At 59.9% G+C, this 23,195-nt stretch carries 19 protein-coding genes and 1 pseudogene; 5 read left to right on the plus strand and 15 right to left on the minus strand.

Annotation, left to right across the window (positions count from 1 at the left end; all coding sequences use genetic code 11):
- Positions 1–94 precede the first annotated feature (94 nt).
- From BQ8482_RS12535 to BQ8482_RS39175, 6 genes are all read right to left on the minus strand, one after another.
- Positions 95–1,096, minus strand: a complete 1,002-nt coding sequence (locus BQ8482_RS12535; protein ID WP_123147922.1) for a nucleotidyltransferase family protein — start codon at positions 1,094–1,096, stop codon at positions 95–97.
- Positions 1,093–2,268 (minus strand): PqqD family peptide modification chaperone, encoded by a 1,176-nt coding sequence (locus BQ8482_RS12540; protein WP_244602771.1) that lies wholly within the window; start codon positions 2,266–2,268, stop codon positions 1,093–1,095. The genes BQ8482_RS12535 and BQ8482_RS12540 overlap by 4 nt, the downstream gene beginning before the upstream one ends.
- 181 nt (positions 2,269–2,449) lie before the next feature.
- Entirely contained in the window at positions 2,450–3,784 is a 1,335-nt protein-coding gene (locus BQ8482_RS12545) for an undecaprenyl-phosphate glucose phosphotransferase (RefSeq protein WP_165848541.1), read from the minus strand.
- A 544-nt stretch (positions 3,785–4,328) separates the two neighbouring features.
- Positions 4,329–5,489 (minus strand): glycosyltransferase, encoded by a 1,161-nt coding sequence (locus BQ8482_RS12550; RefSeq protein ID WP_133254757.1) that lies wholly within the window; start codon positions 5,487–5,489, stop codon positions 4,329–4,331.
- Between the two features lie 34 nt (positions 5,490–5,523).
- Complete coding sequence (locus tag BQ8482_RS12555) at positions 5,524–7,182, minus strand: GMC family oxidoreductase (RefSeq protein ID WP_123147925.1); 1,659 nt, start codon at positions 7,180–7,182, stop codon at positions 5,524–5,526.
- A gap of 308 nt (positions 7,183–7,490) precedes the next feature.
- Positions 7,491–7,886 (minus strand): hypothetical protein, encoded by a 396-nt coding sequence (locus tag BQ8482_RS39175; protein ID WP_244602774.1) that lies wholly within the window; start codon positions 7,884–7,886, stop codon positions 7,491–7,493.
- On the opposite strand from BQ8482_RS39175, the gene BQ8482_RS12560 reads away from it, so the two are divergent.
- The gene (locus BQ8482_RS12560) at positions 7,863–8,615 is read left to right on the plus strand and encodes a hypothetical protein (RefSeq protein WP_342210945.1); all 753 of its coding nucleotides are present in this window, start codon (positions 7,863–7,865) and stop codon (positions 8,613–8,615) included. The genes BQ8482_RS39175 and BQ8482_RS12560 overlap by 24 nt on opposite strands.
- Before the next feature lie 34 nt (positions 8,616–8,649).
- Here BQ8482_RS12560 and BQ8482_RS12565 read toward each other — a convergent pair whose 3' ends face one another.
- The 9 genes and pseudogenes from BQ8482_RS12565 to BQ8482_RS39180 all read right to left on the minus strand — a co-directional run.
- Positions 8,650–9,054 carry a recombinase family protein gene (locus BQ8482_RS12565; protein ID WP_095490889.1) on the minus strand — a complete coding sequence of 135 codons (405 nt, stop codon included), beginning with the start codon at positions 9,052–9,054 and terminating at the stop codon, positions 8,650–8,652.
- Positions 9,051–10,208 carry a glycosyltransferase family 4 protein gene (locus BQ8482_RS12570; RefSeq protein WP_165848543.1) on the minus strand — a complete coding sequence of 386 codons (1,158 nt, stop codon included), beginning with the start codon at positions 10,206–10,208 and terminating at the stop codon, positions 9,051–9,053. The genes BQ8482_RS12565 and BQ8482_RS12570 overlap by 4 nt, the downstream gene beginning before the upstream one ends.
- Positions 10,209–10,500: 292 nt before the next feature.
- Positions 10,501–11,682 (minus strand): glycosyltransferase family 4 protein, encoded by a 1,182-nt coding sequence (locus tag BQ8482_RS12575; RefSeq protein ID WP_123147929.1) that lies wholly within the window; start codon positions 11,680–11,682, stop codon positions 10,501–10,503.
- Positions 11,683–11,704: 22 nt separating this feature from the next.
- Positions 11,705–13,003, minus strand: a complete 1,299-nt coding sequence (locus tag BQ8482_RS12580; RefSeq protein WP_123147930.1) for a polysaccharide biosynthesis/export family protein — start codon at positions 13,001–13,003, stop codon at positions 11,705–11,707.
- Between the two features lie 306 nt (positions 13,004–13,309).
- Complete coding sequence (locus BQ8482_RS12585) at positions 13,310–14,620, minus strand: O-antigen ligase family protein (RefSeq protein WP_123147931.1); 1,311 nt, start codon at positions 14,618–14,620, stop codon at positions 13,310–13,312.
- On the minus strand, positions 14,617–16,341 hold the full coding sequence (locus tag BQ8482_RS12590; RefSeq protein WP_165848544.1) for a Wzz/FepE/Etk N-terminal domain-containing protein: 1,725 nt from the start codon (positions 16,339–16,341) through the stop codon (positions 14,617–14,619). Before BQ8482_RS12590 ends, BQ8482_RS12585 begins: the two co-directional genes overlap by 4 nt.
- A gap of 10 nt (positions 16,342–16,351) precedes the next feature.
- Positions 16,352–17,671, minus strand: coding sequence for an oligosaccharide flippase family protein (locus tag BQ8482_RS12595; RefSeq protein WP_123147933.1), 1,320 nt, complete (start codon positions 17,669–17,671; stop codon positions 16,352–16,354).
- 163 nt (positions 17,672–17,834) lie between these two features.
- A complete protein-coding gene (locus BQ8482_RS12600; RefSeq protein WP_123147934.1) occupies positions 17,835–18,641 on the minus strand; it encodes a WecB/TagA/CpsF family glycosyltransferase in 807 nt (268 codons plus the stop codon).
- A 170-nt stretch (positions 18,642–18,811) separates the two neighbouring features.
- Positions 18,812–18,934 (minus strand): annotated as a pseudogene (locus tag BQ8482_RS39180) (bifunctional Delta(1)-pyrroline-2-carboxylate/Delta(1)-piperideine-2-carboxylate reductase); the annotation flags it as partial.
- Positions 18,935–19,116: 182 nt separating this feature from the next.
- Between BQ8482_RS39180 and BQ8482_RS12610 the strand changes: the two are divergent.
- The 4 genes from BQ8482_RS12610 to BQ8482_RS12625 are packed head-to-tail and all read left to right on the plus strand — an operon-like array spanning position 19,117 to position 23,154.
- A complete protein-coding gene (locus BQ8482_RS12610) occupies positions 19,117–19,725 on the plus strand; it encodes an SIS domain-containing protein (protein ID WP_165848545.1) in 609 nt (202 codons plus the stop codon).
- On the plus strand, positions 19,722–20,990 hold the full coding sequence (locus BQ8482_RS12615; RefSeq protein WP_095490897.1) for an HAD-IIIA family hydrolase: 1,269 nt from the start codon (positions 19,722–19,724) through the stop codon (positions 20,988–20,990). Before BQ8482_RS12610 ends, BQ8482_RS12615 begins: the two co-directional genes overlap by 4 nt.
- A complete protein-coding gene (locus BQ8482_RS12620) occupies positions 20,983–22,038 on the plus strand; it encodes an NAD-dependent epimerase/dehydratase family protein (protein WP_123147936.1) in 1,056 nt (351 codons plus the stop codon). The genes BQ8482_RS12615 and BQ8482_RS12620 overlap by 8 nt, the downstream gene beginning before the upstream one ends.
- A gap of 33 nt (positions 22,039–22,071) precedes the next feature.
- Positions 22,072–23,154, plus strand: coding sequence for a GHMP family kinase ATP-binding protein (locus BQ8482_RS12625; protein WP_123147937.1), 1,083 nt, complete (start codon positions 22,072–22,074; stop codon positions 23,152–23,154).
- Positions 23,155–23,195: the final 41 nt, after the last annotated feature.

Below are 23,195 nucleotides of genomic sequence, written 5' to 3' on the forward strand. Positions count from 1 at the left end.
CTGAGAATAACACCTCTAACCACTCAATCTATCTATCATATGCGACTCGTGAAGACAACGCGCCATCAAGATACAATTCAGGAATTAAGTATTACTACACTTTTGACCCGAGATCGCCGTCAAGGAGGATGCTAGTGGCGCGGCGTCCAAAGTCGAGCGGACTCCGTCGGCCCAAGCCATCGCCATGTAGGAGTCGCCACATACCCCACAGCGAATTGCCGACCAGGCGCAATGGAACGCCGAGGACGGGATGGTACAGAGGGAAGACACGCCGCCAGTGTTGAAAGCGAACCAATGGGCGCCGCACATATTGCGCCGGTGCTCTGACGCCAAAGAAGTGACTCAATGCCAGGAGTTGAGTATCGAACGCGTTCCGCGCGCTCTGATCGGGCAAGGATGTTCGGAGCACCGCCCAATCCAGCTTATGCTGTTCCGCCAGCCGTGCCAGATCATAAAGGTGGCGAAAGTCGGTCCTTCCGCGCCAGTAGTCCGCCTCCTTGATGAGATCATGCATGATCCAGTGGAGGGCCCGCGACTGTGGGGCGGGGATTTTCGCCCTAAGGCCGTGACGGCGGGCAAGCCTCGGGGACTCGCGGTCAATCTCCCGGTACGGCCGGAGCTCCAGGAGACCGACGTCTTGCGGGCGCGCCATGCCACCTGCGACCGTCACTTCGGCATAGCCAAGCTTGGCAAGGCAAGCCCGGGCAGCCCCTTCTTTGGCCGTTTCCACAGCCAAGTCGAGATCGCTCATGATCCTGTCGGGAACCCTGCCGCTCGACGAAAGGAACAAGGGAACGGCCCCTTTGAGTAGGACCGGAACGACGCCCCCCTGATTGAGGGCAGCAACGGCTTCATTCAGCTGCCTGCGCAAGCGCAAATTGCGTTCCCGGTTGCAGCGGTAAATGAACTGAAGATACTGACCCACGTCTTCGGGGAGCCGGTCAAGCTGGCCCGTGTGCGCAAGAGTGGCGAACAAGACGGGCGTAAGCAGAGTGTGGTTGGCGAGTGCAATTACCGCCTGCCAGTCGGCCGTTACCACCAGGCGGCCGCTAAGTCCCGCGATTAGGGCCTCGAGCGCATCCCTGGTGGGCTTCATCGGCACGCCGCCTTCAGCAGTTCCAACGCGTCATCCAATTTGGCATAGGTCAGGCAAAAGCCCTGTGCCGATCGGATGACTTGGCAAAGAACGTCGAACGCGGTGCTGCTTAGCTCTTTATTCCGCGCAAAGGCGCCGTTCAGCAAGCCACCCAGGATGTCGGTCGGGTCAATCACCCGCAGGGAAGGTTTGGCATCCTGCGTCCGACAGAGCAAGACCACCCAGCCCACGGGCCGGGGAACGGGAGGGACATGATCCTTAGGCACAAGAAAGCGCACGCGCCTGCGATCGGGGCGCCGGTAAACCGGAGACCTGCCGAGTTCGGGGAAATATTGTCCGAGAATGGACCATGATCCCGATTTGACTGCAGGCGCAAAAGCAAGGCCGATACCCTGTCCGGCCGAGTCGAGAAGTGTCACATCGTCTGCCGCGAAGCCAAACCCCGCGTGGACCAGCGCCAAGGTCAGCGTCGTCTTGCCCGAGCCGGGGTTACCACAAAGGAGGAGCGTGCGGCCGTTCTTGAAAAGCGCCGCCGCATGGAGGGCGAGTTCATATTCACTGTGCCCAAGCACTTCGGCCAGCAGTTGCCCTTTGACCATAATGGGTATCTCGTCTCGACCACAGGAATCAGTCCAGTGGCCATCCCGGAACAGGTGGATCCGCTCCCTACGCTCAACCAGATGGAATAGAACGTCGACGGCCCTGTTTCGAACTTCGAGATGCTGAAATACGGTCGCGGCCGGAAAGGCGACGGCCGCCGGATACAGTATGCGCACACACACGCCTGGAACAGCAACGACCTGGCAGATACATTGATGAGCTGCGGTTGGGCACGGCGGTGGAGCAGGCTGGATTAGGCCGAGCCGTTCCCAGTCTTGAAGGGCAGCCTCGACATAGCCATAGGCCTCTTGCCTACCAACGCCACGGGCTGCCATCTCGCCCAAGATAGCCTCGACCTGCACGCCTTCTTCAAGCGAGCGCCAGATATCAGCCGCAGTGTCATTGAGCGCAAAAACTACCCCCTGCGTTGAACTGAGCAGGATATTTTGCCCTTTGATGCATGCAAGCCGCCCTTGGGGAACTAACCTCGCCGTAGCATACTCGACAAGGGGAGGCCCCGCAGTTCGGTCAGTGGTTCGGGTTTGTTGCGGACTCACAGAAGCCGTCATCATGGTGTCGAGCCTCACCCAAAGTCGTATTCAACTGATAGCGTCGAAGAAGAGGTTCGCTTTTTCCGAGTGAGGTGTCGCTTGGCAGTTAATTGATAGGGTCGTCTGCCAGCCGCCACTCCTTGCAAATCAATCACTTGCCACGCAAAATCGCCTCCAGCGGCCTCGAATCGGCAAAGTTGGGCTAGAAGGCGTTTCGCCCCGTCCAGATGCGGGGGATGGTCAGAAGCAGGATCGTTACGTCGAGCCAGACCGACCAGTTGTTGACGTACCACATATCGTGTTCGACACGCTTGATCATCATGTAGACATGCGGCGTCGCGCCGCGGCAGCCATTTATTTGTGCCCAGCCGGTGATCCCCGGCTTCACCTTGTGCCGAGCCGGATAGAGAGAGATGATCTGGCTGTATTCGCTGTCATGCGCCAGCGCGTGCGGCCGTGGGCCTATCAACGACATGTCGCCCTTCAGCACGTTCCACAGCTGCGGAATCTCGTCGATACTGAACCTTCTCAATATGCGCCCAACGCGGGTGACGCGGGGATCGCCCCTGCAGGCTTGACGGACAACAGGCCCGTCCTCCAGGATCGTCATCGTTCGGAACTTATAGATCTTGAACGTGCGGCCATTGAACCCGGCCCGACGCTGACAGAAGAGCACCGGCCCCCTGGATTCGAGCGCAATCAGCGCCGCTACAACGACCAGAGGGGGCAGAAGAAATGGAAGGGCGGCAGTGGTCAGCACAAGGTCGAAGAGCCGCTTCGTAAGCAGCTGAGGCGCCGTCAGGGGCGCGCGTTGCAGTTCTATCGCCCTCGTCCCCCCCAGGTTGACGACAGGTCGCTTCAAGAGCGCGCTAACGACGTGGTCTGGAAGGAGCCTTACGGGTACCGGAACCACGCAAAGGTGAGCCGTGATTTTCTCAATCAGGGATATGTCAGCCCAACTGACAGCAAGGACTATCTCGTCGACAGAACGCCGACGCACATGTTCAATAAGCTTATCCATACACTCAAGGAGCGAGCCCTCGCTGGATGCCGCCGGCAATGTAATCGTTTGGCAGACCTCGCATCCGGAAGCCTCGATTGCCTGGACTACGCCACTTGGCACGCGCACGTCCGATTGCGTTACGATCACTACTTGCGGTTTGGCAAGCATGTCCGACCTGGTCAATGAGGCAAACAGTCGTCCGGCGCCCAAGCGCACGAAGATGATGCCGCCAAGTCCCGTCACAAAGAACAGCATGACGGCTTGGCGCGAAAACATATCTCCCACCTTGAGTGCAAGCGCCACAACCGACAGGCAAAGAAAGACCGCCGTCCAGATAAGCACGACCTCCTTGATCTGAGAGGTCAGCGACCGCGGCTCGGAACTCAGATATGGGCCGCGCGCATATGCGGAAGTCGAAAAAAGGGCGGCTACAACAACACCGAGCCCGAAGTTCCGGCCGTACTCGCCGAAATGTCCGAAACTCACAAGATCATATACCATTCCCGAGACGATGCTGAGCAGCACGACGGACATTGCCTCGAGAAGCGGAAACGACTGCAGAAGAACATTGCCCTTGACGTTCCACCGCGGTGCGTTTGACGTGGCGCCCGCACGGGGGCCTTCATGAAGAAGTGCCATGATGTTCACCTGCGTTCAAAGCCGCATCCATCCACCATGTCGTGACGACCGCCCCCTCCTCGGCTGAAAACCGCCGAAATGCCCAGCGTGACTGCATCCGCCGCCTGCGGTCATTGCCCCTTCACGCGAAGTTCGATTGCCGTGGCTGCGGTAGCACTCGGTTCTTGGAGTTGAGAGAATGGCAGCGACACTGTGCGAATCCAATTCGGCATAAGCTCTAACCCCAAAGGGCAGCGCCGGCGGACACACGACCTTTCCTTGCCCGCTTCCAACGCCTGTTAGCCCTTCGGAGTGCCTCGAAATGAAATGCTCGCGCCAGAACTGGAGCGGCGGACGCTCCGACGGAAGCAACCGGTTCGGAACTGCCGCTCTTTCTCTTTGTTTGAGCACCGTTTGAGCATCGAACCCGAAACCGGTTCCCACCTTCAGGCCTGATCGTCTAGGCGAGCGCCATTGCACCGGCGGCGATCCGTCGCAGCTGGAACTTGCGAAGGTGGAGTCGCTGGAGCGGCTCCATGCCGATCGTGGCAAGGATGTGCTCCCAACGGTAAACCCAATCGTGCCTCTCTAGGCAACGGACCGCGCTTGTCCGGCGCAACAATTCTGTGCGGCGGGGGTTTGCGTCGAGTTCGCCAATTACGTCTGCGATACTGCTCGAGTCTGGTGATACCTCGATCACCGCGTCTGGCCAGTCAAAGTGCTCGCTGAATTCGGCGCATTGCGGCGCGGTCCCAAGCATGACGGCGCCGCCCGCGGCCCCTTCGAAGAAACGGGCAGGCAGCACCTGCTCGCCGGCAACCGTGACGGACTTGGAGTTTGCAAGTGCCGCAGGACTGAAAGCCATGAAGTAGCGCGTGCGCCTGATGATATTGGCGAGCAGCAACCGATGCTCATGCCAGTCCCTGACCCGGGAATCTGTGCTTGCGAGCGTGTCGTAGAGATAGAAGAAGTCCCGCTCTTCGGCCAGCTTCAGAAGCTGTCCGTGTATCTTCGCGGCTCGGTTGCCGATCGAGTATACGTCGATCACGCGTTTGACCGGCGACAGGTACGGCGTTGCAATGAGGCCGTCGACAGCCGTGGCAAGAAAGGAACAGGGCGTGCGGGTGTATTGAGGCAGGCGCGGTATGCACGCGCTGTGCAACAGGAACACGTGGTCGAACTGGTCCAGGAGCTTCAGATATTGGCGGTCCTCTTCGAGCGTGCTCGACCAGAGTTCGAACAGATACGCGACAGCAACCTTGCAGCGGCCGCGCCAGTCGTGGATCCGAGACAATTCAACAAGACTTTGCGGGCTCCAAGCGACGAAGAAGAAAAGGTCATATTCTTGGGTGAGCCGAACATGCTCCATGGTTGGTGCGTTCCTCAAGCCTAGCCCTTTGCGAATCGCGCTCGTCAGTCTGTTGAAGTCACGCTGGACGTTGTGAGGGTCGTGCTTTGGCAAGATGGCGTGAAAGTGTCTCGTCAGGTAGTTGTCGATGCCGGGGGCGATCAGATCGGCATCCTCGCATTCGGCAACGATGCGGCAAAACTCATACGCCAACGCAAAGTGAGCCCGGTCCTTCGCATTGAATTCAGAGGCAACAAGTGTACGTCTCTTCAAGGAATTCTCCCGGCAGTTGTCGTTCGACTTTCAACTATTCGGCCGCCGCAGGTTGGCCCGGCGCATGGTGCTCCAGTGCCGGGAGGGGTTGCCGACCCAGGATCATGTCTGCTGCCTTTTCCGCGATCATAAAGACAGCGGCCGAAGTGTTGGCCGAGGGAACGGAGGGCATGATGGAAGCATCAACGACCCGCAGGCCCTTGAGGCCGTGGACGCGCAACTGGTGGTCCACGACAGATTCAACACTGTCGGATGGGCCCATCCGGCACGATCCGCACAAATGATAGGCGGTCAGCCCGATTTCGCGGGCAAACTGCAGCCGGTCGGCGTCGTCCGTTATTTTCGGGCCGGGAAGCTCTTCCGTGCAGTTGTAGCGCCTGAGCTCGGGGGCCCGAAACAGCTGCTGCACAGTCTTCATGCCGTTGATAACGACCTGTCGGTCCTGATCATCGGCGAGATAGTTGGGCTGGATGAGCGGAGCTTGAAACGGATCTGCCGAGACCGCCCGAACATGTCCGATGCTCTTCGGCCGCAACTGATAGTAGCCAAGCTTGATGACCGGAAACCGCCGCGCGCCGTGATCGGTATAATTGCCCAGGGCAAGGTCAAGCTGGATATCCGGGGTGGAGTGAAGATCCCGCGAGTTGGCGAACCCGTAGACGAGCGACGGGCTGACGGCGAGAAAGTTCGGGCGGCCCAGCATCCATTTCGCTGCCTCGCGCAGGAGGGCGACGCCGTTTCCGCTGACCGTTTCGATGCCCTCCACCCGGGCGATCAGGTGGACGATGTAATGGTCCTGAACATTTGCACCGACACCGGGCAATTCGTGCACGACCGGAATTCCAAGGCCGGAGAGCATACTCGCAGCACCGACGCCTGACAGCTGCAGCAGCTTTGGTGAGTTCGCCGCGCCAGCGGAGAGGATTACCTCCCGACGGGCCTTCACACAGCTCGTGGGATGACCCGGCCCTCCTCGTGCATATCGAACGCCGATGGCACGCTTTCCCTCGAACAGGACGGCAGTGGCCTGCGCGTTCGTGCGGACGTCCAAGTTCTTCTTTCTGGCGATCGGCCGTAGGAAAGCCCGCGCTGCGCTCACGCGCCATCCGTTGTCGATATAGCGCTGATAGTAGCCCACGCCGGCCTGGCTTGCTGCATTGTAGTCGGGATTACGCGGGATACCGGCATTGAGCGCGGCCTCGATGAATGCATCACATAGTGGATGTCGCCAATCGCAGTCTGTAACTGGAAGCAGTCCGTCCGTCCCGCGGTAGAAGGGATCGCATGCCCCAAGCCTTCGCTCGGTTCTCTTGAAATAGGGCAGCACGTCGGCGTAGCCCCAGCCTCGATTGCCCTGGAGGGCCCACTCGTCGAAGTCCGCAGCCGCGCCGCGGTTGTAGTTCATGCCGTTAATTGCGGTCGAACCGCCTAGTGTCTTGCCCTGCGACATCGGAATAGAACGGTTGGCCGTCCCTGGACTAGGCTCCGTTTCGAACTGCCAGGCATATTTCGGATTCGAGGATGTCTTGTAGAGTCCCGCCGGAATGTGCAGAAGGATGCTGCTGTCGGCCGGCCCCGCCTCGAGCAGGCAGACCGTATTGGTCCCGTCAGCCGCCAGACGATTGGCCAAGACGCAGCCTCCCGCCCCGGCTCCGACGATCACATAGTCAAAGACGTCCGCTTCAACCGACATCGCCTCGCGCTCCGCTTATTGCCAGTTTCGGAGAATGGCAGGGAATCCGGCAGATGGCACTTTGCCCATCGGAATTAAGCCTTATGAAGGGCTTTCGCGGCGGGCGGAATGGAGAGATGGTGTGCGGAGTACTGTGCGGGCATAAGCCTGCCGCCGATGTGCATTCTTCGGGAACCTGCGCCGCTGGCGCACAGGGGAAATGGGGATGCCTGACGACAACCTAGCCGAAGAAGCCGCCTTGCCGAGAGGTTGGGTTTATCTGCATCTCGTTGGCCACCTCGACGTCTCCGCACAAGCCGAGTCGACGTTTAGCACCCGAACTGGGCGTGCTGATAGATTCCATGTCGCGCGGCCGGCAGTCTCTTGAATCCCCGCGCCTTAACCGGCGCCGTCTCCTTGCCGGGCTGCTGGCGCTGCCTGCCTCGAGTGTCGTCGGTGCAGCGGTGCATCCGGCCCAGGGGGGATCGGGCGGAAAATGGTTCGGGGGTGCCGTCTCCTTTCTGCGTCCAAGCGGACCCGTGCTCACGCGTGCGGATGGGCAGATCATTGAAAATCTTGACATTTATGCCCCCCATGACAACGGGATCACGGCACTCCATCAGGGCGTCATCGTCCGCAGCTGCCGCATTCGTCATGCCATGGGCAGCGGGATATACGCCCGGGGAGCCGCCGGAATACGCTTGCAGGATCTCGAGATCGATCATGTCGGCGTTCCCCCCTCGGGGACCGGACCAAGCCAGAACCGCAACAACATGGAACTGGAAAGCTGCCCCGATGCGATCATCATCCGTGTCAAGGCGTCCCGCGGCTCCTCCAATATCTATGTTTTCGACTGTCCAGGCACCCAGATGAGCTTCCTCGAACTCCACGACGCGCGCGGGCCGTTCCCCCGTGGACAGAATGTGCAGTTCAACCGCTCTCCGGATACGAGCCTGGAAGAATTCTCGGCCGAGAACGGTCCCACCTCCTGGACCGAGGACAATATTTCCGCCTTTCACTCGGATCGCTGTACAATTCGACGTGGACTCGTCTTCTACAACAACAGCCCCACGGGCGCTGGCGTCATGTTGGAGGGAAGCTTCAATTGCCGGGTCGATGACGTCGATGCCGTTCAACAGGGCAACGGCGCCTTCTCGGCCGTTCCGCAGGGTAAGATCGGCAGTGGCGGTTGCTCGTTCAACCGCTGCCGGAGCCGGGACACCTACAATGGGCCACGGGACGGCAGGGACGCCCCGACATCCAACGGCCTGTCGTTCCATACCCGGATATCAGAAGGCGCTGAAAAGCACAGTGTTAGGGACTGCTGCGTCTACGCGCTCGCCAATCCCCGCAACATCATCTGGCAAAGGGCGGCCGTGCATGCCGGTTGGTCCATCGAGCGCAAGGCATTTGATCCCAGACCGCCATTGCGGCTTGCCTTCAACTGGCAGTGAGAGAGTGCGCTGGTGCGTCGAATCCGACGAGGCCCTACCGACGACGACGCCAAAAGAGAAGCAGGTCTGACAGCATTGACCGCGACGGGGACATCCCAAGCGTCCAGAGAGGCGCTGATGCAAGAACCATGCGTCCCGTCGTCGTGCTCGTATCGATAGGTGTGTCGACGATGCGAAGACCGACATCCTTGGTGCCAAGCCTTTCGATGAGCGCCAGCACTTCGCGGGTTGTGCGCGCAACACGGTACGGCTTCGTGACCGCAATCACGTCTCCTTTCCTGGCACATGCGATCGCCCTCTCCAGCTCCGGCGTCGAACCGAATATGCTAGTCTTCTCGCAGAAGAAGTTCTCGGCTCCCAAGCGGGCAAGATAAAGCTTTTGCGCCTCCAGCCTGGCAGCGGGTTCGAAGGTGTTGATACGACAGTAGCCGATGATCATCGCCTTGCCCAACCGTAAGAAGCCTTCAGGGAATGGGATGCAAGGGGCCCGACAAGCCGCTGACGATCTGGGAGCCGCGGTTCGTCAGTCCCTTTGTCTTCCTCCCCCTTCACCGAGATTCCGATGTTGGACCGCAATCCGGAGGGGTTCGCGAGCTCCAGATATTGCTTTGCAACACTGTGAGCATCGAACTGTCTAACCCTCTCGCGGGCACCCGCCGACAAACGCGACCAAAGGTCATCATCGTCCAGCACCGCCTTTAGCGTTGCGGCCATCGCCTCGGGCTGTGGTTCGACCACTGCCCCATTCACGCCATCCGCGAGGAGATCCCGGCTGAGCCTTGAAGTCCCGACGATGGGTGTGCCGCTGGCGATCGCCTCCATCACCGTTGCTGAGGCGACAGGAACCGTATAGCGCGTGGGGAAAGCGGCGACGCGAACGCGGCTGTGTAGCTCGCGAACGCGTGCTCCCTCTGCCATGCCGAGAAGGACTACGTGTCGCCTTATCGGTTCAGGAAGAGCATCGACCGCCTCCCGCACCGGTCTTGTTATGTCACCCGTCACGTAGAGCCGTACGGAAGGGTCGTTGAGGGCGCCGAATGCCCGGATCGTCGCCTCCGGCACCTTGTAGGGCGAGGTGCCGGCATGGAGGATTGCCCGCTCGCGCTCTGCCAGCCCACGAGACGCATATGACTGGCGATCGATGCATTTGGGAATTTTCAGGATTTGGTCCCTTGGCAGGCCAAGATCTCGCACCAGTTCCTCCTGAAGCTCGGTCGTGGAGGCGACGACGTAGTGGCAGCGCCGCATGCTCGCGCGTCGAATGGCTCGCCATGCTGCCGCAAGCGCCCCTTTCCGTCTCTCGAGATCGTGAACGATCTGGACGATCGTGCCACGCAGCGGTAGCGGCACCGTCTCGCTGTGGATGACAAGGTCCGGCCGGAACCGATTGATGATACCGATCGCCCGCAGCCATGCCGCGACTGAGGCCGGTCCGGTCAAAGGCGTGCGGCTCAATCCGATTATCGGCAACTCGAGGCGAGGCGAAAGAAGTCGCTGAAATTTTGCGGGGCTTTCGAAGGTGCCGACCACGATCTGCACCTGGTGCCCCAGTTCGAGCAACGCCTGGGCAAGTGCCACAATGAAGATGCTCACACCATCAGGTGAATCCAAAGGTTCGCGCCGGGTCAAGACAATGCGCATTCGATCAAACCGTCACAATAGGTGCCTGCGGGCGGCCGCAGCCTCCCGTTGCACCGTGTTTCAGCAATGGAAGCAAAAGAGGACCTCTCCGAAGTATGCGAGGCGGCAGGATAGATCCTCGGGGCAATCGATAAACGAAAAATGGGGAGTACCCCGGCCCGCACTGCGCTCGTTGACGCGTGAAGCTTGGTCTGCCCTATGGGCAGCCCTGGTCGGTTCCTGCCGGCGCATGTTCCGGCCCACCTCACGACACCGCCGCGAAGGCCCGGATCGGGCGCCTGACCAGGGGTTCATAGATGGCCATCAGCCGATTGAAGTTTGCTTCGGGCGTGTACTGCTCCTGATAGGCGGCATAGGCCCGGCCTGCCACTTCCTCCAAGGCAGATCGGTTTGAAAGCGCCCAGCGCACCTGATCGGCCAACGCGCCGGCATTGCCGACAGGAACGACAAGGCCGGTGACGTCTGGCTCCACGACCCCTTTGATCCACGGCAGATCCGAGCAGATGACGGGCAGCCGGCTTGCGAAGGCCTCGATGACTGTCATGGGAAACAATTCATACCCTTTCGACGGAAAGAGCAGGAATGCTGCAGCCTGCATCTCCTTCAGCACCGTCTCGCGCGACTGACGCCCGAGATATTCCACGCGCTCGCACGCAGATTGCTCGACAAGCGGAGCCAACGGCCCGTCGCCGATGATCCGCAGCGGATAGTCGATCTCCTTCCACGCCTCGAGCAGCGTGGCCACTCCCTTGTGGTGCTCATCCAGTCGTCCGACGAACAGCCCTCCATTGCGACGAAGGTCACCGAAGATCGGCGGCCTGGCAACAGCGTTGGGCTTGACGACGATGCGTTCGGCCGGCAGGCCGCCTTCCACAAGCTTGCGCCTGGCCCAGTCGGTGAGGGCAATGAAGCGCTCGACCTTGCGGGACCAGGTGCCGGCTCTCTTGTGAAACTCGACCATTGCGGCAAGGGCGAGCGTGCCCGCCAGGGAATTCCTGTAGACCTTCTTCGGAACAGTCCACCAGCAGGCGTGGCGGAGACTTCGCTCCCGAAGCCTCTCATCGGGATAAAGCAAGGCACTGGGACAGAGGATCCTGAAATTGTGCAAGGTCATTACTGATGGCACGCCGGCCTGACGGCACGCATCCAGGATGGAGGGGCTCAGGAGAGGAAAGAAATTGTGGATATGGACGACATCCGGTGAAAATTCCGCCAATTTTCGGGACAGTGCCCGCCGTGAATGAGAGTTGTAGACAACTCCCAGGGCGGTAGAAATCTTCCGCGCGACCCGCACGATATCGTCATTCGTGGCGGAGAACAGCTCGACCTCGACCCCATTCTGCTTGAGGCACGCGAGCTCCTCCCGAACCACGCTGTCCTCTCCGGCCCTTATCTGGTAGAAATTATGAACCATTAAGACGCGCATCGCAGTCCGCCCCGTCCGAATCTCAATTCGGCATCCCGGACGCCCGTGGCGACGACGCGACGGCTCCGGAAAAGTCGACCTTTGGCAGAACGACCTCCACAACGTCGCCGGGCGCAAGCCCGAGATCTTCGCTGCCGGGGAGCGTCTCTGCGCCCTGCTCTCGCTTTCTATGGACTGTTATCTCGGGCCGACCCGCGGCTATCAGCAAGGTGGATTGCGCTTGACCTGTAAGCGCCAGCTTCTGCGCGGTACCCTCAAGACGCGCCGAGATCTGGGCCAGATTCACATAGGCCTCCTGTAGCTCTCCCAAGGCCGCGATTTGTCGTTCACTGTCGATCTTGTTCATCTGTCTGACATATTCGCCGCGCTGGCGCTCGATGTTCGATGCCTGGACGATCGTATCGAGCAGTTGGGTTGATGACATAAGCACCGCTCGACGGGCTTCAGATAGGCGCGTGGTCGGCGCCAGGCCCTTCTGAAACAGCGTCCTGACGCTCTCGTAATCGTCGGCGTCGGCCTGGCTTCCCTCTTCGTCCTTCTTCTTCTTTTCAGACAGGAGCCCCAGTTGCAAGTTAGTCTCCTCGACAGCACGTCGCAGAAGCTCCTTGTCCTTTTCACTGTCTGACAGACGAGCTTCGATATGCGCTGTTGCCGTCTGCTTCAATCGTTCGGCGAGCGCCTCAGGCACCGGCACGTTCTTGACATGTTCGACTTCTTCGCCGAGTTCGGTGCGAAGGCGCCAAATGCGAGCCTGTTCCGTTGCGAATTGCGCCCATAGGGCTTTGTACTCGGAACGGAAATCGGCCGCTTCCATGAGCGGATTGGCGATGCGAACTTGGGCAGCGCTGTAGCCACCCGCAACCGCCACAGCCTGTCGGACGGTCATACCCGGCCGGAAGATGTACTCTCCCGGCCTGGCCACATCACCATAAGCATAGATGGGCCGGTATTCGGCAAGCGAAACGAAGACCTGGTCGGTCTGGATCAGGTGCGTTATTTCACGGCCGTCCGCGGTCCCCTGCCGATACTGCTTGCTGGCGAGACTGCCAGCGATTATTTCCTGCGCTTGTTGAATGGAAAGGCCGCTGACTTGAACCGCTCCAACCAGCGCCAAGTTCACTTCGCCGTCCACTCCGATCAGCAATCGCTGCCTGAAATCGGGAATACCAGGGACCGATACTTCCAGCGTATCTCCGGGCTGTAGCGTGTAGTCGGCAAGTGCCGCTGTCGGAATCAGAGCGATGGCGCCAGCGAACGAAGCGAGGCGGGTCGAAGCCATGGTCATCGACAGCGCCGACAACAAGGATCTCAACAGCTTCATGGGTTCCCCCAACGGGTTGCCCCCGTATCTCTACGGGCGACTTAGCACGGGTTTCTCCGGCGCGGGCGAACCTGCGCAGTGGATGGCCCTATGCTACCAGAGGAGGCATAGCCGAGGCCGAGGCAAAATGGCTGGCTCGCTGGCTCTTTCGAGGCACTCCTCATGGAAGCGGCACGGCGCCGCCGCATGAGCGGGCACATCAGCGGACGGCTCTCCTGCTCCTGCCGCGCCAAAATCGGTACAACGCGTCCCCTTCTACCGAGACCGATAGCCCGCCGATGTCGTGTCGGCCGCATCCATGTTCCGTCAGATGTATGAACAAGCGCAATGCTGCGTTCGACCCCCTTCAAATGGAGGGGGTTCCACAGCCAAGGCCGGAACGCTGGCGCGAAGTGCAATCAAATAGCCGTATGAGAAACCAATTCCCACAACCTGTACAGGACTCTCCAGGACTGGATTGACGAACATGGCGAGGAAAATCGTGATGAAGACTATGGACGCATGATTGCGAACACCGCGTGGCAGTCGATTTGGCGGGAAGGCCACCAAAATGGCAGACACGATCAAAATGAAACCAATGACCCCCGTCCGCAATATGGCTTGAAAGAACGAATTGTGAATTCCTGTCGAGAGTATCTCAAGCATTTTGGCATGCGTAATATTCCTGGTGTCGGGAAGAAAGGTAATATCCTCGAACCCGGGAAACTCATATCGCCATCGGACCGATTCCTTCCCAAATCCGATGCCAACTCCGTATGTATCCGCAAGGGATGCGAGTGCGTCCGAAATGAACGCGAGTCGGATCCCGGAGTTCGGGTCCAGAGCAAAGGTTTGAGGTATGAAGTTCAGCCCGACGGCATAGGCCGAAGTCAGTGCGGTCGCCAGGGCTGCGGCCATCAACCGGCCGGGCACGCCAATTAGAATGACGATCATCGTGACCGCGAGCACCTTGAACTGAGCCAAGGGGCTGGCGAGGGCTATTCCCAATAAGAGCAAAATGCCGCCGTATCGGCGCCAGTCGTTCGTCAGAAAAATACCGCCTGCAATGAAAAACGCGGCAATGACCATGTTATTGATCAGCGAACCATAAAGAATCGGTATCGTGGATTGCGGAGATGCGCCCTGATATTGCACGTCCTGCTGAAACATCACCGCCGGCGCGACAACGAGAGACAGGAACAGGAAAACGGGTGCACCAAAAAAGGCATTGCCGCTCATCAGCCTGCGGCGGAAATAAGCCTTGGATGCCCATGCGACGGCGAAGAATCCTACAATCGGGACGATTTGCCTTATGACTGCTTCTTGAAGGAAGTGAACCTGCCAGGAATCCGGCATCAGCCCGTATCTGGACAGCAGGGCAATGAAGAGGCAGAAGGCGGTGTAGACCGCCAGCAGACGAGGCGGCACCGTCTGCCGCAGCACGGCATAGGCCAGACAGACACCGACCGGGATCACTATGAAGAAAGGGCCAAGCAGGCGCAGGGATATTGCGAGGGCGCAGGCCAGCCAAATGCCGGAGAGAAAGAGGGTGTAGTCGAGCACGTCAGGGGAATGGCTGCAAACGAGGTCGACCGGCTCTGAACCCCTCCTGCGTAACAATGTCGCTGGCGAGGTCATGGCCTGTATTCCCGGTTAGGACTGAAAGCCGCACGGTTGATCCTGGTCAAAATTACTGCCGAGAGTTTCTCTGCAGGGATGATGCGCAGGATTCCCTCGACGTGGTCCGCGAAAGTGCGGCGTGCCTTCAGCACCAGGAGGACCTCGCTGATGACGCCCATGGCCGCTTCCAGATCAGCGGTGCGGTCGGTGCTGTGAAAATCAACCACTATACAACTGTATTCTTGCTGCAGATGCTGGAGTGCAGCGGAGATGGAGAGCGAGGCATTCAAGTCGGAGATTGACCCCGTGGGCCTGAGAACCAGAACTTCCAGCCCTTCCTGATCCGCGGGAATGGTGGCAAACGCCCTGGCGAGCTTGCGACCTGGCTCCGCGTTCAGCATTGGCTGGTCCATTGATGGCTTTTGCCAATTGGCATCAACGAGCAGTGTCTTTTGCCCAGTCGCCGCAATGACCCTTGCGAGATGAACCGCCACCGTGGAGCTTCCGGAGTTGCCGAGGGGTGAAGCAACGCCGATTACAAATCCGCCTTGGCGGCCCTGAACTCCGCGCATCCGGGTGGCAATCTTGCTCAGCGAGCTGTGAAGCTCGGGAGCGTTCTTTGAGTAGACGGGCTGCAAAGACTGCTCGCATGGCCCCACAACATTCCACCTGCGGCGGGGAATTCTGGGGATCCCTACAATCCGATCAAGGCCGGTCGACCTGTGCACATCCTCGACCGTTATAAGGCGGTGGTTCATTGCTTGCCTGATCAATGCATGACCAACGCCGGCAACCCCACCGGCCATAACGGAGAGCGCTACCATCAGGACCGTTGGCGGCCAACTGCGTTGGCGAGGTGGTTCGGCCGCGGTGATAACCCTTGCGCTCGGGATCAGCGACGAGGCGCTAAAATCGGAGTGGGTCCGCTGCAGAAGGGCATTGTAAAGCGAGCGATAAACCTCGGCCGCGCTCTGCTGCTCGCGGAAAAGGACTCTTGCCCTCTCCGCAGATTCAGGGTCTGACGGGGGTTTCTTCAGTGGTTCGGTCACAAAAGCCTTTTCCCGAAGTTCCGCCAGCCGCTTGTGCAGATCAGAGGCTTCTTCCGCGCGAGCCGCCTGCCGGCGTTCGCGCTGACTTCCGATGTAACCGCCGGCGATCGCGTTCGCGAGCATGGCCGAGAACTGAGGATCGGAAGAGGTGGCCCCGATCTCGACGGCGCGGGAGGAACCCAGCTGATGAACGGAAAACGCGCGCCTCACAAGGACCATCGCCTCATGCCGAATATTTGGCTCCGCCGTCGGCAGTTCGGCGCCGAAGAGAGACGCCAATTGGCTCCGCACATAGCTGGAGATCCGCGCGCGCAAGCTGTCATCCATCACAAACTCTTCGTCTTCCGCTAAGCCAGTGTGGTCAACAACGCGTCCGACGACCTCGTCCGACTGAATGACCTGTATCTGGCTCTCTACATAGACCCGCTCATCTGCCTCAGCTTCGCCCGGTTGCGAAGCGGGCGGAGATGAAAGGAGGATCGTCGCATAGGCGGTGTAATATCTAGGCGAAAGGACCGCATATGCGCCGCCGACACCAAGGCTCACAACCATCCAGAGGAGGCAAAGGCGCCAACTGCTTCGAACAAATCTCAAGATGTCTTTCGCGGTCAGCTCGTCGCGATCCTTGGGGGGGATCGGCTGGTGAGGCGACCCCGACGGCTGAACGACAAAGTGATCAGTGGCGAACATACATGCTCTCCTACGACCGGAAACGATCGGCGTCGTGCTCCAACGGCGCGGATTGGGACGCCGGCGGATATCCTCGCACCCGGCCTGGGTCGCAAGCCGCCGCCGTGCGAAGGACGGCCGCTCCGCCAATGAGGAAGAAGCCGGCTGAAACCACCAGCACGACGACTTCCTTCGCCACCAGCGCATAAACAATGGCTTGCTCCGCCATGACGAAAGACAAAAAATATGTGGCCACCAGGAATACTAGCAGACCGGATACGTTAAGGACGGCCCATTCATTTTCATAGCCGTAACTAAACATGAATATATTTGATGTGAATGTATTTATGTTCATCAGCAATGGTATAATGGCCATTGCACGCACGATAGGTATCGCTCCTGAAAATTCATCTCCGAAGAGGACCAATATTATATATGGAGCAACAAAGAACATTCCAATACTCATCGCCGTTCCGCCTGCTACGGTGAATAGTGATATCCTTATCAGTCGTATCCCGGCAGAAGGGTCGACATGAGCGTAGTATGAAACCCTCGGTATGAAGGTATCCATAAGCAACTTGAAAAATACCCGCGCGGCTAATAGGAATTTTTCGGCGACAGAATATTGTCCGGCTGCGACATAACCTTCGAAATGCCCGACAAGGGCGACAGGGAGGGTGAAGAGGGCAGTCTCCACGGCTAAGAAGAGGCATCCCCTCCAGCCATTGCGCAGCTGCATTCCAATCGTCGAAGGCGTCACGGACCTGAAGCCGCCGAACCCAATCGGAAGGATGAAAGGTAAGCAGATGACGCCACTGACGACGGGAACTGCGCTCTGGATGGCAACGGCGAGCGCGACCTGGTCAGGTGATGCGACCATGGCGACGAAACAGACGAGCGCCAGAACGCGAGCAACAACCACCGCGACGGCCGCCTGCCAGGCGCGTTCCAGGCCGACGAAGAGCCAGGCCGGAAAAATAATGCCGCCGGCGGCCGAGAGCATCGCGCACAGGAATGTCGGCCTACTGAGCGCCAGGACGTCGCCGGCCAGCACAAGGCCAACCAGGCATACGGCAACGAACAGCACTGCCTTGGTGGCCATGACCTGAGCAACGAGTGACGCGATCGCCGCCGGCTCGTATCGAAGGGAAGCAACCCTGCGCTGCGCGGTCCAATGAAATCCATAGGCCACGACGGAGGCAGCGAGTTGTCCGATGGCGAGCGCATACGCGTACTGCCCGAAACTCATGGGTCCGAGGACACGCCCGGCATAGGGCAAGATGATCAGCGGCTGCAGGACGTCGGTGACATGCAGGATAGCCAGACTGGCGGCCTGTTTGCTCAGAGTCATGGTAGCCTCCAGTCAGGTGCCTGTCGAGGCAATGCAAACCACACCGTCCGGATATGGGCAGCGCCGCCTCCCAGCAGCAGCGCCGAAGAACAGCCGCCCGTGAAGGAGTTGGCGCAGATCAGCAACACGGCGGTCCGAGTGTGTTCACTGGTTCCGCCTCCCTCTAACCGTCACGAAGTCTGCGCCTGGGAAGCAGCAACGCCTGCAGCAAAGCCAGGATGAACAGGCTGTTCGTCACGAGATACCTGCTCGCCAGGCGGCGGGGATCCTGGAAGAGCCGGTGCAGCCATTCCAGCCCGCTCTTCTGCATCCATTGCGGCGCCCGCTTGACATCTCCGGCGTGGAAATCGAAAGCTGCTCCTACCCCCAACATGACCGCATTGATCCGGCGGCGATGCGCCTGCATCCAGCTTTCCTGCTTGGGACATCCGAGCCCCACCCACACGATCCTCGCACCGGACTGATTGATCATTCTGACCACTGCCTCATCCTCCTCGGCCGACAGAGGGCGGCGCGGAGGTGAGTAAGAGCCCACGATGTTTATGCCGGCAAACTCGGTTCGAATGCACAGTTCAAGACGCTGGAGGGTGCCCGGGCTGCCGCCGTACAGGAACATTGCCGTGCCGAGTTCCGATGCCCTCCGGCAACAAATCCACATCAGGTCCGGTCCGCTGATGCGCGGCTGATCCGCGTGTCCCTGCCGCCTCAGCATCCACGCCACCGGCGCTCCATCCGGCGCGACAAGGTCGGCGCTATCCATCGCTTCGGCATGGAGGCGATTGCGGCGGGCGGTGACGACACTGTGGACATTGCACAGCAAAACCGTTCGGCTCTCCCGCCGTAGGGCCCAGTCGAAGACGCAGTTGACTGCCTGCGCCAAGCCCAGGGCGTGCACGGGTACCCCAAGCACTTGCTCGCGCAACTGTCCCTGATCGATCGCGTGTCCCTGATCGATCGCGAGCTCTGTCATGCCACACCCTCGATTGCTGCAATAGGTGAGCCATCATCACAGCGTGCGAGCACTTCGAGTTCAATTGCTATTCCGAACGGGAAGCTGGCGGGCGGCGCGCTCACCGGAGGTAGCTAAAAGGAATATCCCTTGTTCTCTCCGTGGTGCCGAAAGAGCGCATGAAATGCGCAGCCCGTCGCGCCGTCGAGCAGGAGGTAAAGCCCCATCACCGCGGGTTTGCCTACGGCATTGTTGTCGGGCGACACCGTGACGATCTTGACGCCGATATGGCCGCCTGCCGACGTGCCGACCGCAACGGAGAGAACAAGGGATATCCTTTTAAGTACTTCCGATGAGCGCCGCCCGCCGGCTTCCCGTTCGGAATAGCAATTGAACTCGAAGTGCTCGCACGCTGTGATGATGGCTCACCTATTGCAGCCATCGACGGTGGCATAACAGAGCTCGCGATCGATCAGGGAGTGGTGGGATGTCGCAAATGTTCGCGGATGATGCCCTCTGGTTGCAGCCTAAAGAATTCACGCAGGATTATCTGGCATCGCTGTGCATCGCATTGGCGCAGATCGATACGGATGCCGTGCAGGAGGCGATACAGATGCTGCGCGCCGTACGCGATGCGGGCGGCACAGTCTTCGTCGCCGGCAACGGCGGCAGCGCAGCGACCGCCTCCCACTGGGTCAATGACCTCGGTAAGGCCACGAAGCGCTCGGGAAGGCAGCCAATCCGGGTCATGGGCCTGACAGACAACGTCTCCTGGATGACGGCGCTCGGCAATGACGAAGGCTACGAGCGTATCTTTGCCGGCCAGATGGAGAACTTCGCCAAGCCGGGTGACGTGCTCATAGTGATTTCAGCCAGCGGGAACTCGCTTAATCTCGTGCGGGCAGTCGAACTCGCTCGCGAAAGGAAGGTAGCCACCATCGGCATTGTCGGTTTTGACGGCGGCACGCTTAAAGAGCTCGTCGATCAGCCAGTATGGGTGCGGTCTGAAAAAGGCACCTACGAACTCGTCGAGGACGCCCACGCCGCGATCTGTCATGCCATCACGCGATACCTCGTCGCCGACCGACCGGAGCGCGGTCAATGAATATTGTCCTGCCGAGCTCTCCCTGCCTGCAAAAGGCAGATGTCGAGGGCCGCACCTACAGCCGGCCGCGCCAGGCGGTCATCCTGGCCGGCGGGCGTGGCACGCGCATGCGGCCGATCACACTCGACCGCCCGAAACCAATGGTGCCGGTGCTCGGCCGCCCTTTTTTGGAATACCAGATCGAACAGCTGCGGCAGGAGGGGTTCGAAAGGGTTCTTCTTCTACTCGGGTATTTGCCCCATGTGGTGATGGACCACTTCGGCGACGGCAGCAGGTTGGGCCTCAGTATCGAATATGCCGTCACCCGTCCCGACGACCTCACCAGCAGCCGGGTATCCAATGCCCGTCACCTCATAGATCCGTGCTTCCTGCTGCTGTATTGTGACAATTACTGGCCGATGCGCATGGAGCGGCTGTGGCAACGCTTCTGTGCGGCCGGCAAGCCTGGAATGATCACGGTCTACAGCAACAAGGACGGCTATTCACGCGGCAGCGTGATCCTTGATGCGGACGACAATGTGACCGTCTTCGACCGGCTCCGCACCACGCCCGGGCTGCAGGGAGTCGAGATCAGCTATGCCATACTGACCGATCTCGCCCTCGAACTCCTGCCCGACGAGGACACCCTCTTCGAGGAGGCCATCTACACGCCGCTCGCGACGCAGCATCGCCTCGCCGGCTTCGTGAGCGAGCACCGCTATTACAGCGTGGGCTCGATCGAGCGTCTACCCGCGACGGAGCGCTTTATGAGGCGCGAAAAAACCATGCTCGTAGATAGGGACGGCGTACTCAACTGCAGACCGCCACGGGCTCAATATGTGTGTTCATGGGACCAGTGGGAGTGGGTTCCGGGTGCAAAGCAGGCGTTGGCCCTTCTGAACGAGGCCGGCTACCGCATAGTCATCATCTCGAACCAGGCAGGGATAGCGCGCGGAGCGATGACCGCCGCTGATCTCGAGGCGCTTCACCAGCGCATGTGCGCCGAGTCCGAAGCCGTCGGCGGCAAGATCGCGGAGATCTACCACTGCCCACACGGCTGGGACGACGGCTGCGACTGCCGCAAGCCCAAACCCGGCATGCTGTATCAGGCACAGCGCGACTTTGATCTCGACCTCACACGCACACTCTTTGTCGGCGATGACGATCGTGACCGTCAAGCGGCCGAAGCCGCGGACTGCCTATATGCGCAAGTAAGCGAGCAATGCTCGCTTCTGGACCTCACCCGTCAACTCCTTTCGAAAGCGGAGCAGGGCAGACATGAATGAACCAACACGCGTTCTCGTCACCGGACACAATGGATATCTCGGTTCTGTCATCGTGCCCGTGTTGCAGGCGGCGGGCTATGAGGTGGTCGGGCTGGACATCGGATATTTTCATGCGTGCACCCTGGGAGCCGACAATACCAGTGTGCCCGAGATCACAAAGGATCTGCGCGCCATCGAACCCCCGGATCTCCAGGGCTTTGACGCGGTGATCCATCTGGCGGCACTCTCGAACGACCCGATCGGAAATCTCAACGCGGATTGGACGAGGCAGATCAATGCGGAAGGGACAGTTCGTCTGGCCACGATGGCCAAGGCGGCCGGCATCCGGCGGTTCCTATTTTCCTCCTCCTGCATCATGTATGGCATGTCGAAAGCCGCCGTCGTCGACGAAACCGCCCCGCTGGCGCCGCAAACAGAGTACGCAAGATCGAAGGCTGTTGCCGAAGAAGCGCTGCGCGCGCTGGCGGACGACCGGTTCTCGCCCGTCTATTGCCGCAACGGCACCGTCTATGGTCTCTCGCCGCGAATGCGCTTCGACACCGTGCTGAACAATTTCATGGGCAGCGCCTTCACAACTGGACGTGTCGAAGTCCATAGCGATGGCACGCCATGGCGGCCCGTGGTTCATGTCCAGGATGTCGCGCGCTATTTCAAATTGATGCTGGAGGCGCCGCTACAGGACATCCACAATGAGGCGTTCAACATGGGTGTTGAAAGCCTCAATCTTCAGGTGCGCGAGATAGCGGAGATCGCCGTTGAGGCCGTCCCCGGCGCGCAGCTCACAATGACACCGAAGCCGGGCGCGGACCAAAGGACCTACAAGGCGGACTTCAGCAAGTTCTCACGGACTTTCCCGGATTTCGAGTTTCAGTCGACGGCGCGAAAGGGAGCGCAGGAGCTTTACGAGGCGTTCCGCTCGATCGCACTTAGATTTGAAGACTTTACCGACAAGCGCTTCACGCGGCTGCGCTGGCTCGATCATTTGCTCAAGGCGGGGATGCTCGATGATCAGCTGCGCTGGCGAACCGCACAGCCGCGTGTTGCCTAATTTTCATTCCGTTGATTTTCGAGAGGGCAAAATATGGAACAGCTAGACGATACCAAAGCCGTGGGGCGCCGCTCAGGACTGGACCTTCTGACCATCATCGATCGCGCTGCACAGCGTCTACCGTCTCTCGTCCTGACGCGCACTCCTTTGCGCGTCAGTTTTGCTGGCGGCGGTACCGACCTGCCCGATTTCTACAATCTCGATTGCGGCGCGGTCTTCAGCGCGGCAGTGGACAAGTACATATATGTCACCGTCAAGCGTCACAGCGAGATCTTTAATGAACCCATCCGCTTGAACTATTCACAGACAGAGCAGGTAAACACCATAGGGGAGATCAAGAACAACATCGCTCGCGAATGCCTGCGTTTCCTGGAGATCGAACCGCCGATTTACATCTCGACGGTCGGAGACATGCCGGCCTCGACGGGCATGGGGGGGTCGAGCTCGTTCACGGTGGGACTGCTCAACGCCCTACATGCATTCCGGGGAGAACGTGTCACCCCTGGCCAACTCGCCGAAGAGGCATGTCACATCGAGATGGACATCCTCAAGGAGCCGATTGGCAAGCAGGACCAGTATGCCGCCGCGTTCGGGGGCATGAACCTGTTCCGCTTCCAGCCTGGCGGCGCGGTAACGGTCGAGCCGCAGCGGGTGCGCAATGGCGCCGTCGAACATCTCTTCAGCAACCTGATGATGTTCTGGACATCGCATCAGCGACCGGCCAGTTCCGTGCTGGCAGAGCAGAAGGCGAACACGTCAAGCAATCTCGATACGCTCAGGCGGATGCGGGACGATGCCTTCATGCTTCAGGAGATCTTTTCGGAGCCCGTCATCGACATAGAACGCTTCGGTGCCGTCCTTCACGCAGGGTGGGAGATGAAGCGGAGTTTGGCGTCCCGCGTGAGTAACGCGGCGATCAATGGCCACTACGACCTCGCCAGGGACGCAGGTGCGGAAGGCGGCAAGCTGTGCGGCGCCGGCGGCGGCGGATTCCTTATGTTCGCGGTCAAGCCGGAACGCCGGGAAAGCGTAAGACGCGCACTCTCACACCTAGCCTATGTGCCTATCGGCTATGAAGTCCACGGCTCGCGCCTCTTGCATCCGGCGCAAGTCTGATGCCGTCCCGCGATCGCACAAGCGGACCGCCGGCGCGAGCA

The organism is Mesorhizobium delmotii, assembly GCF_900149755.1.
Classification (GTDB): domain Bacteria; phylum Pseudomonadota; class Alphaproteobacteria; order Rhizobiales; family Rhizobiaceae; genus Mesorhizobium; species Mesorhizobium delmotii.